Consider the following 10,221-nt stretch of genomic DNA (forward strand, 5'->3'; position numbering starts at 1 on the left):
CCGAAGACCTGGTCATCCCGATCATGGATTTCCCGATCCGCATCGACCGCGACGCGCTGACCCTGGGCTACGCCGGCGTGTACGGCTCCTTCCTGCTGTTCGCCAAGCGCGCCAGCGCCAAGTACGGTATCCCGGCCCGGGACATCCTGGTCGAGCTGGGCCGTCGCGGCATGGTGGGCGGTCAGGAGGACATGATCGAGGACACCGCCATCACCATGGCCAAGGCCCGCGGTCTGGCGGTCTGAGGCCCGACCTGCGCGCGTTTCGAATCCGGCCGGTCAGCCCGGCCCACCCGCGGCGAGCCTCCCCAGAGAGGCCGCCGCCGCTGCTGTAACAGGAGTCCCCGATGGATGCCTCGATCTTTGCGCTGCTGGCGCAGGACGGGATCACCAACGGTGCCATCTACGCGCTGCTGGCGCTGGCACTGGTGCTGGTCTTCGCCGTCACCCGCATCATCTTCATACCCCAGGGTGAGTTCCTCGCCTGGGGCGCCCTCACGATGGCCGCGCTGGAGGCCGGGAGCTTTCCGGCCACGATCTGGCTGCTCGCGGGCGCCGGCGTGCTCACCTTCGCCATCGACGCCGTCGGCAACCCGCCGGGGCGCAAGCGCCTTGGCCGGTCGGCCGGGTGGAACCTGGGCTATCCCCTGGCCCTCGCGGCGCTGCTCAAGCTGCTGCCGCTGGCCGGGCTGCCGCTGCTCGCCAAGGCCGCCCTCGCGCTGCTGATCGTCGTGCCGATGGGCCCGATGATCTACCGGGTGGTCTACCAGCCGGTGGCCGAAGCCCCGGTGCTGATCCTGCTCATCGTCTCGGTGGCGCTGCACCTGCTGATGGTGGGCCTGGGCCTGCTGATCTTCGGCCCCGAGGGCTCGCGCACCACCCCGTTCAGCGACGCCCAGCTCGCCCTGGGTGGCGACCTGACGATCGGCGGCCACACCCTGGCGGTGCTGGCGGTGTCGATCCTGCTGATCGTCGGGCTCTACCTTTACTTCGGCCGCACCCTCGCCGGCAAGGCGCTGATGGCCACCGCCATCAACCGCAACGGCGCGCGCCTGATGGGCATCTCGCCCGCCCTGGCCGGCCGCCAGACCTTCTTCTTCGCCGCGCTGATCGGCACCCTGTCGGGCCTGCTGGTGGCGCCGCTCACCACCATCTACTACGACAGCGGCTTCCTGATCGGCCTCAAGGGCTTCGTCGCCGCCATCGTCGGCGGGCTGGCGAGCTACCCGATGGCCGCCGCGGGCGCGGTGGTGGTGGGGCTGCTGGAATCCTTCTCGTCCTTCTGGGCCAGCGCCTTCAAGGACGTGATCGTGTTCACCCTCATCATTCCGGTGCTGGTGTGGCTGTCCTGGTCCACCCACCACATCGAAGAGGAAGACACCGGCCAAGTGGTGGGCACCGCCCCGCGCGAAGGCCGGATCAGCCCCCGCGCGGTGCTGGCCGTCTTCCTCGCCGGCCTGGCGGTGGCGCCGCTGCTGCTGCCCGAGTTCTACGTGACGCTGCTCAACTACGTGGGCCTGTCGGCGCTGGTCGCGCTGGGCCTGGTGCTGCTCACCGGGGTCGGCGGGCTCACCAGCTTCGGGCAGGCGGCCTTCGTGGGGCTGGGCGCCTACACCACGGCGTGGCTCACCGCCACCGACGCAGTGCCGGCCTGGCTCGGTCTTGCCCAGGGCTCGCCGTGGGCCGCGCTGATCGTCGGCCTGCTGATTACCGCCACCGTCGCCATCGTGCTCGGCTCGGTCACCCTCAAGCTCTCCGGCCACTACCTGCCCCTGGGCACCATGGCGTGGGGCATCAGCCTGTACTTCCTGTTCGGCAACATGGACGTGCTGGGCGGTCACGCCGGCCTGTCGGATCTGCCGCCGATCTCGCTGTTCGGCTTCGCGCTGCTCGACAACCGCCACTATTTCTACCTGGTGTGGGCCTTCGTGCTGGCCGCGCTGTTCACCACCCGCAACCTCCTCGACTCCCGCGAGGGCCGCGCGATTCGCGCCCTCAAGGGCGGCATGGTGATGGCCGAGGCGATGGGCGTGAACACCTCCCGCGCGCGGATGGTGATCTTCGTGATCGCAGCCCTGCACGCCTGCTCCGCCGGCTGGCTGTACGCGCACCTGCAGCGCTTTGTTAACCCCACGCCCTTCGGCCTGCACATCGGCATCGAGTACCTGTTCATGGCCGTCGTCGGCGGCGCCGGGCAGGTGTGGGGCGCGCTGGTGGGGGCCGGCGTCATCACCGTGCTCAAGCAATGGCTGCAGGACGTGCTGCCCAGGGTGTTCGGCTCTGCCGGCAACTACGAGGTGATCGTCTTCGGCCTGATGATGGTGATCCTGCTGCACAAGGCGCGCGAGGGCCTGTGGCCGCTGCTGGCCCGGCTGGTGCCGGTGAAGCCCGACCGCAAGGCCATCGACCCGAACGCCGCGCCGCTGCCCCGCAAGCCCCAGCCGCCCCACGGCGAGACCATCCTGGAAGCGAAGGACGTGGTGCGCCGGTTCGGCGGCCTGGTGGCCAACAACAACATGAGCCTCTCCGTCACGGCCGGCGAGATCCTGGCGCTGATCGGCCCCAACGGCGCCGGCAAGAGCACGATGTTCAACCAGCTCTCGGGGGTGGATACGCCCACCTCGGGCGAGGTGCTGTTCCGCGGCAAGTCGGTGGCCGGCCATGGCGCCCGCGAGATCGCCGCGCTGGGCATGAGCCGCACCTTCCAGCACGTCAAGCTGCTGCCCGCCATGAGCGTGCTCGAGAACGTGGCCATCGGCGCCCACCTGCGCGGCAACCGGGGCGTGCTGCCCGCCGCCTGGCGGCTCGACCGCGCCGAAGAGGCCCGCCTCCTGCGCGAGGCCGCCCTGCAGGTGGAGCGCGTGGGCCTGGGCGAATTCATGCACGTGCCGGCCGGCAGCCTCGCGCTGGGCCAGCAGCGCATCCTCGAGATCGCCCGCGCGCTGTGCTCCGACCCCTGCCTGCTGCTCCTCGACGAGCCCGCCGCCGGCCTGCGCCTGAAGGAGAAGCAGGCCCTCGCCGACCTCCTCCGGCGCCTGCGCGCCGAAGGCATGGCGGTGCTGATCGTCGAGCACGACATGGACTTCGTGATGAACCTGGTCGACCGGGTGGTGGTGATGGAGTTCGGCGAGAAGATCGCCGAAGGGCTGCCCGACGAGGTCCAGCGAGACCCGGCCGTGCTCGAAGCCTATCTGGGAGGGGTGTGATGACCAAGAACGTACTCGAAGTGAAGGACCTCTCCGTGGCCTACGGCAAGGTCGAAGCCGTGAGCAGGCTCAGCCTGACGGTGGGCGAAGGCCGCATCGTCACGGTGATCGGCCCCAACGGCGCCGGCAAGACCACCACCCTGTCGGCCATCATGGGCCTGCTGCCCTCCAGCGGGCAGGTAGCCTTCGACGGCAGCATCGAGCAGGTGCCGGAGGTGGAGCGCATGGTGGTGCGGGGCATGAACCTGGTGCCCGAAAAGCGCGAGCTGTTCGGCACCATGAGCATCGAGGACAACCTGCTCCTCGGCGCCTTCCAGCGCCACCGCCTGGGCCACAAGGACCACGCCGCGACGATGGACGAGGTGTACGCCCTCTTCCCGCGGCTCAAGGAGCGCCGCCACCAGCAGGCCGGCACCCTGTCCGGCGGCGAGCGCCAGATGCTCGCCGTGGGCCGCGCCCTGATGGCCAGGCCCAGGCTACTGATGCTCGACGAGCCCAGCCTGGGCCTCGCCCCGCTCATCGTGCGCGAGATCTTCCGCATCGTCGCCGAGCTGCGCCGCCGCGGCGTGTCGATCCTGCTCGTCGAGCAGAACGCCCGCGCCGCCCTGCAGGTGGCCGACTACGCCTACGTGCTCGAAAACGGCAGCATCAAGATGGAAGGCGACGCCGAGCGACTGCGCAACGACCCCCGCGTCATCGAAAGCTACCTGGGCCTGGCCAGCAAGCACCAGGAACTCCTCTCCAGCTAGGCCACTCACGGAGCCCCCGACATGGAAGCCCTGCACATCATCGGCGAAGAACACCAATCCCTCGCCGCCATCCTCCACGCCGTCCGCTACATGCTCAAGGAAGTCACCGCCGGCCGGCTGGCCCCCGACCTCAAGCTGTTCCAGGCGATGGTGCATTACCTCGAGGCCTACGCCGAGCTGCGCCACCACCCCAAGGAAGACCTGCTCTTCCATCGCCTCGCCCAACGCACCGCCGACGGCGCCGACGCGCTGGCCAGGCTGGCCGCCCAGCACGCCGCCGCCCCCCAGCGCATCGCCGTGCTGCAGCAGGCGCTGGCCGCCTACGTGGCCGACCCGGCCCGGCTGGCCGGCTTTGCCCAGGCTTTCGACGACTACGCCGAGTTCTACCGCGGCCACATGCTGTTCGAAGAGGACGCCGTACTGCCGCTGGTGCGCCAGCACCTCAGCGACGCCGACTGGACCGAACTCGACGCCCGCTTCGCCGCCGACGCGCAGGCCGACACCCTCTCCGACGGCCAGCGCGAGGACTTCAAGGCCCTCTTCAGCAAGCTCGTGGCGTGCGCCCCGGCGCCCATCGGCTTCGGCCCGCGCCCCTTCGACGGCTGAGGAAAGCCACCTCGTGTCCGCCATCGACGCCCGCCGCGAGGGCCCGACGATCGCCCTCCTGGGCATGCTGGTGGCCTTCGGGCCGCTCGCCATCGACCTCTACCTGCCCGCCCTGCCCGCCATCGCCACCGGCCTGGGCGCCACGGCGGAGGCCGTGCAGGGCTCGATCACCGTGTTCCTCGGCGGCTTTGCGCTGGGCATGCTGGGCTACGGCCCGCTGTCCGACCGCTACGGCCGCCGCCCGGTGATGCTGGCCGGCATCGCCCTGTTCGTGCTCGCCTCGGCCGGCTGCCTGCTCGCCCGGAACGCGGACGCCCTGATCGCCGCACGCTTCGTCCAGGCCCTGGGCGGCGGCGCCGCGTCGGTGCTGGCGCGAGCCGTGGCGCGCGACCTGTTCCCGCCCACCGAAGCCATCCGCACGCTCTCGCTGATGGCCATGATCACCGCCATCGCCCCCCTGCTGGCGCCGATGGCCGGCAGCGCCCTGCTCGCCGCCTTTGGCTGGCGGGGCGCCTTCGCGGCCCTGCTGGCGTGGGGCATCCTGGCGCTCGCGGTGGTGTGGCGCGCCCTGCCCGAGAGCCTGCCCGCCGAACGGCGCGCCGCCCACCCGCTGCGGGCGGTGTTCGGCGCCTACGGGCGCCTGCTCGCCGATCCGGCCGCCGTCGGGCTGGTGCTGGCCGGCGGCATGTCCTTCGCCGCCATGTTCGCCTACATCACCGCCAGCCCGTTCTACTTCATCGCCCTCAAGGGCTTCACCCCCTTCGACTACAGCCTGGTGTTCGCGGCCAACGCCCTGGGCATCTTCGCCGCCAACTACGCCAACAACCGCCTGGTCAGGCGGCGCGGCCCGGTGGCCCTGGCCGGCTTCGGCAGCCTGCTGGGCCTTGCCGCAGCGGCGAGCCTGCCCGTCACGGTGGGCCTGCCCCACCCGGCGCCGGTCATCGCCAGCCTGTTCGTGGTGGTGAGCATGACCGGGCTGCTCGGCGCCAACTGCGTGGGCCTGCTGATGGCCCGCTACCCCGGCAACGCCGGTGCGGCGGCGGCGCAGTTTGGCCTCGGCATGCTCGCCAGCGCCGGCGTCAACCTCAAGCACGACGGCAGCGGCAGGCCGATGGCGTGGGCAATCGTCCTCGCCAGCGCCCTGTCGATGGCCGGCTACCTGCTGTTCCGTTCAACCCACCGCGCGGCCGACGGCCCCTGACCCGGCCCGCCTCCCGCTTCCCGACAAAGGACCGACACCATGCCCCCCCTCTCCGAAACCGCCAGCAGCCACTTCGCGCGCATCCACGAAGGCGACCTCGACCTGCAGCTGCACTACAACGACTTCGGCCAGGGCGCCGAAACCGTGGTGATGCTCCACGGCTCCGGCCCCGGCGCCAGCGGCTGGGCCAACTTCAACCGCAACGTCGAGCCGCTGGCGAGCGCCGGCTACCGGGTGATCCTGATGGACTGCCCGGGCTGGAGCAAGAGCGACCCCATCGTGTGCACCGGCTCCCGCTCCGAGCTGAACGCCCGCGCCCTCAAGGGCCTGCTCGACGTGCTGGGGCTCGACAAGGTGCACCTCGTCGGCAACTCCATGGGCGGGCACAGCGCCGTGGCCTTCGCCCTCGCCCACCCCGCCCGGGTGGGCAAGCTGGTGCTGATGGGTGGCGGCACCGGTGGCCCCAGCCAGTTCGTGCCCATGCCCACCGAAGGCATCAAGCTGCTGCAAGCGCTCTACCGCGAGCCCACCATCGAGAACCTGAAGAAGATGATGGCGGTGTTCGTGTTCGACACCGGCAGCCTCACCGACGCCCTCTACCAGGCCCGCCTCGACAACATGCTGGCCCGCCGGGATCACCTGGAGAACTTCGTCAAGAGCCTGGCCGCCAACCCGAAGCAGTTCACCGACTACGGCCCCCGTCTGTCCGAGATCGCCGCCCCCGCGCTGGTCATCTGGGGCCGCGACGACCGCTTCGTGCCCCTCGACGTGGGCCTGCGCCTGATCTGGGGCATGCCCAACGCCGAGCTGCACATCTTCAACCGCTGCGGCCACTGGGCCCAGTGGGAGCACGCCGACAAGTTCAACCGCATGGTGCTGGACTTCCTGGCCCACTGAGGCGCCGCGCACAGCGCCGCCCGGCCACGCTGGAACGCGGGCCGGCGCGGGACTATCATCGGCGTCGACGGCCCCCCGTCGCCCACAAAGGCCCGCCGCGATGAGAAACCGCAGATCGACCGCCGCCCTGATGGCAGCGCTGTGCCTCACCCCGCTCCCGTCCGCAGCCCAGTCCGCCGACTGGGCTGCACTCAACACCCAGGTCCAGCAACTCTACGCCGACGGCCGCTACGACGACGCCGTGTCGGTGGGCGAGGCCGCCCTGCGGATCGCCGAACGGCAGTTCGGCCCCAACGACCCGGCCGTCGCCATGAGCCTGAACAACCTGGCCACGGCGCTCATCGCCAGTGGCCGCTACGACCGCGCCGAAGCCCTCATCCAGCGGGCGCTCACCCTGAGCGCGCAGGCCCTCGGCCCGGACGCTCCGCCCGTCGCCCAGACCCGCAACAACCTCGCCGAGCTGTACCGCGCCCAGGGCCGCCACGCCGAGGCCGAAGCCCAGTACAAGCAGGTCATCGCCAGCCTCGAAAAGCAGCTGGGCGGCCAGCACCCGCTGGTGGCCATCGGGCTGAACAACCTCGCCCTCAGTCTGGCCGAACAGGGCAAGTTCGATCAGGCCGAGCCGCTCTACCTGCGCGTGCTGGCGATCAACGAAAAAGCCCTGGGCCGCGACCATCCCGACCTGGGCCCCACCCTCAACAACCTGGGCAAGCTATACCTCGACGCGGGGCGCCCGCAGGCCGCCGAACCCATCCTCCGCCGCGCCCTGAGCATCCGCGAGCGGGCCCTCGACCCCGCCCACCCAGCCGTCGGGGAGAGCCTCAACAGCCTGGCCCTGCTGTACACCCAGCAACGCCGCTACGCCGACGCCGAGCCGCTCTTCACCCGGGCCGAAGAGATCCGCGCGCTCGCCCTGGGGCCTCACCACCCGGCCCTGGCCCAGACCCTCAACGACCACGCCATCGCCCTGCGCGAGCAGGGTCGCCATGCCGAAGCGTCGGTCCTGCTCACCCGGGCGCTGGGGATCTACGAGCAAGCGCTAGGCCCCCGCCACCCCGTGCTTGCCGTCACCCTCAACAACCTCGCCGCCATCCACGTCGGCGACAAAGCCTTCGACAAGGCCGTGCCACTGCAGGAACGCGCGCTGCAGATCGACACGCAGGCCTACGGGCCAGCGCATCCCGCCACCGCCGCCGACATGAACAATCTGGCCGACACGTATCGCGGGATGGGCGCGCCGGACAAGGCCGAGCCCCTCTACCTGCGCGCCCTCGCCATCGTCGAGCAGGTATACGGCCCCAACGACCTGCGGGCGGGCGTCACCCTCAACAACCTCTCGCTGCTCTACGGCGACCGGCGCGATCCTGCCGGCGCCGAGCGCTTCAGCCGGCGCGCACTGGCCGCCGTCGAGAAGGCCGAAGGGCCGGAGAGCCCCGACGTGGCCTACATCCTCGAAAACCTGGCCCGCTTTCTGAAGGAGCAGGGGCGCCTCGACGATGCGGCCGCCGAGTTGCGACGCGCCATCGCCATCCTGGACAAGGCCGGCGGCGGGCGCCCCCACCCCGAAGCCGCCCCCCTCCTGGAAAAGCTGGCCCAGCTCTACCGGGGCATGGGCCGTAGCACCGACGCCGACGCCGCCGCCCAACGCGCCAGCGCGATCCGCAGCGAAAAACCCTGACTCCCAGCGCCGCACCGGCTCTCAACGCAAAATAGACCAGCTCAACCGCCCGAAACCCTGTTTCAGGCGCTGAAACCCCGATTCACGCGGCGGCGGTATTTCGCGGACCATCAAGCCGTATCCAGGCCAGATCTCCGGCCAGACAGGCCGGATTCGCGGCCGCAAAAGGGCCTCCGGCCCCATCAAACCCATTTCGGGTAATCTGACCCACCTACAACGACTAACAATTTGTCATGACTACCGGGATAATTTCGGGCATTCACCATTCTGGAAGAGAAAGTCATGGCCGACATCCTGGGCTCCATCAGTTCCACCGCCACACTCGCCATCAACGGTCAAGGAGACACCGGCTCCATCGAAACCGCGGGGGATCAAGACTGGTGGAAGATCAGCCTGACAGCCGGAACGAACTACACCTTCCGGCTTGAAAGGGCCAGCCAGGGAGGCATACCCGATCCCCTGCTGCGGCTGCTCGATGCCAGCGGCCGCGAGCTCGGCTGGAACGACGACTACGGCGGCACCCTCAACTCGACCCTGAGCTTCACCGCCACCCAGTCCGGCGACTATTTCCTTTCGGCCCAGGGCTATGGCTCCTCCACCGGCAACTACGTGATCTCGGCCATCCCCACCTCATCCCTGGCCACCCTCGCCATCGCTGCCACCAGCGCCAGCAAGGCCGAAGGCGACACCGGCTCCACCCCCTTCACCTTCACCGTCACCCGTAGCGGAAACCTCACGGTCACCTCCACCGTGAACTGGGTCGTCGGCAACGGCACCACCACCACGGCCGACTTCGCCGGCGGCATGCTCCCCACCGGCTCGGTGAGCTTCGCGGCCGGCGAAACCAGCAAGGTCATCACCGTCAACGTGGCCGGCGACACCCTCATCGAGGCCAACGAGACCTTCAACGTCAACCTGTTCAGCCCCACCGGCGCCACCCTCGGCACCGCCAGCGCCACCGGCACCATCCTCAACGACGACGCCCTGCCCACCTTCGCCATCGCCGCCACCAGCGCCAGCAAGGCCGAAGGTGACAGCGGCTCCACCCCCTTCACCTTCACCGTCACCCGCAGCGGAAGCCTCACGGCGACTTCCAGGGTAAGCTGGAGCATCCTCTCTAGCACCGCCGCAGGCCTCGACACCGCTGATTTCTCCGGCCCAACCTACGGCGTTCTCGACTTCGCGGCAGGCGAAACCAGCAAGACCATCACCGTCAACGTGGCCGGCGACACCCTCGTCGAGGCCGACGAAACCTTTCGCGTCACCCTGATCGCCTCCAACGGCGCCACCGTTGGCATCGCCAGCGCCACCGGCACCATCCTTAACGACGACCCCCTCCCCACCCTCGCCATCGCCGCCACCAGCGCCAGCAAGGCCGAAGGCAACACCGGCTCCACCCCCTTCACCTTCACCGTCACCCGCAGCGGCGACACCGCCGGCGTATCCACGGTGGCCTGGAGCGTCGTCGAAGGCACGGCCACCCTCAACGCCGCCGACTTCTCCGGCCCAACCTCCGGCATCCTCAGCTTCGCGGCCGGCGAAACCAGCAAGGTCATCACCGTCAACGTGGCCAGTGACGCCCTTATCGAAGCCAACGAGACTTTCAACGTCGTCCTGTCCAGCGTCACCGGCGCCACCCTCGGCACCGCCAGCGCCACCGGCACCATCCTCAACGACGACACGCTCCCCACCCTCGCCATCGCCGCCACCAGCGCCAGCAAGGCCGAAGGCAACAGCGACACCACGCCCTTCACCTTCACCGTCACCCGCAGCGGCGACACCGCCGGCGTATCCACGGTGGCCTGGAGCGTCGTCGAAGGCACGGCCACCCTCAACGCCGCCGACTTCTCCGGCCCAACCTCCGGCACCCTCAGCTTCGCAGCAG

Annotated in this window: 7 protein-coding genes and 2 pseudogenes; all 9 read left to right on the plus strand. The window is 70.0% G+C overall.

The window, feature by feature from the left end; all coding sequences use genetic code 11:
- Positions 1 to 245 (plus strand): annotated as a pseudogene (locus tag ACE3N6_RS18390) (4-hydroxy-2-oxovalerate aldolase); the annotation flags it as partial.
- Positions 246 to 346: 101 nt separating this feature from the next.
- Positions 347 to 1,378: pseudogene (locus ACE3N6_RS18395) on the plus strand (branched-chain amino acid ABC transporter permease); the annotation flags it as partial.
- Between the two features lie 39 nt (positions 1,379 to 1,417).
- On the plus strand, positions 1,418 to 3,205 hold the full coding sequence (locus ACE3N6_RS18400) for an ATP-binding cassette domain-containing protein (RefSeq protein ID WP_374247285.1): 1,788 nt from the start codon (positions 1,418 to 1,420) through the stop codon (positions 3,203 to 3,205).
- Positions 3,205 to 3,954 carry an ABC transporter ATP-binding protein gene (locus ACE3N6_RS18405; protein ID WP_374247279.1) on the plus strand — a complete coding sequence of 250 codons (750 nt, stop codon included), beginning with the start codon at positions 3,205 to 3,207 and terminating at the stop codon, positions 3,952 to 3,954. The genes ACE3N6_RS18400 and ACE3N6_RS18405 overlap by 1 nt, the downstream gene beginning before the upstream one ends.
- 21 nt (positions 3,955 to 3,975) lie before the next feature.
- Positions 3,976 to 4,560 carry a hemerythrin domain-containing protein gene (locus ACE3N6_RS18410; RefSeq protein ID WP_374247280.1) on the plus strand — a complete coding sequence of 195 codons (585 nt, stop codon included), beginning with the start codon at positions 3,976 to 3,978 and terminating at the stop codon, positions 4,558 to 4,560.
- 13 nt (positions 4,561 to 4,573) lie between these two features.
- On the plus strand, positions 4,574 to 5,761 hold the full coding sequence (locus ACE3N6_RS18415; RefSeq protein WP_374247281.1) for a multidrug effflux MFS transporter: 1,188 nt from the start codon (positions 4,574 to 4,576) through the stop codon (positions 5,759 to 5,761).
- A gap of 39 nt (positions 5,762 to 5,800) precedes the next feature.
- Positions 5,801 to 6,658: an alpha/beta fold hydrolase gene (locus tag ACE3N6_RS18420; protein ID WP_374247282.1), complete on the plus strand. Its 858-nt coding sequence runs from the start codon at positions 5,801 to 5,803 to the stop codon at positions 6,656 to 6,658.
- 100 nt (positions 6,659 to 6,758) lie between these two features.
- Positions 6,759 to 8,336, plus strand: coding sequence for a tetratricopeptide repeat protein (locus ACE3N6_RS18425; RefSeq protein WP_374247283.1), 1,578 nt, complete (start codon positions 6,759 to 6,761; stop codon positions 8,334 to 8,336).
- Positions 8,337 to 8,618: 282 nt separating this feature from the next.
- A partial coding sequence (locus ACE3N6_RS18430) for a Calx-beta domain-containing protein (protein WP_374247284.1) occupies positions 8,619 to 10,221 on the plus strand: 1,603 nt, incomplete at its 3' end.

Origin of the sequence: Zoogloea sp. (assembly GCF_041904905.1) — a bacterium.
Taxonomy (GTDB): Bacteria; Pseudomonadota; Gammaproteobacteria; order Burkholderiales; family Rhodocyclaceae; genus Zoogloea.

Excerpts from the sequence above, each read along its gene's own strand:
- ACE3N6_RS18405 (WP_374247279.1), top strand. The coding sequence starts at position 3,205 with ATGACCAAGAACGTACTCGAAGTGAAGGACCTCTCCGTGGCCTACGGC.
- ACE3N6_RS18410 (WP_374247280.1), top strand. The coding sequence starts at position 3,976 with ATGGAAGCCCTGCACATCATCGGCGAAGAACACCAATCCCTCGCCGCC.
- ACE3N6_RS18420 (WP_374247282.1), top strand. The coding sequence starts at position 5,801 with ATGCCCCCCCTCTCCGAAACCGCCAGCAGCCACTTCGCGCGCATCCAC.
- ACE3N6_RS18425 (WP_374247283.1), top strand. The coding sequence starts at position 6,759 with ATGAGAAACCGCAGATCGACCGCCGCCCTGATGGCAGCGCTGTGCCTC.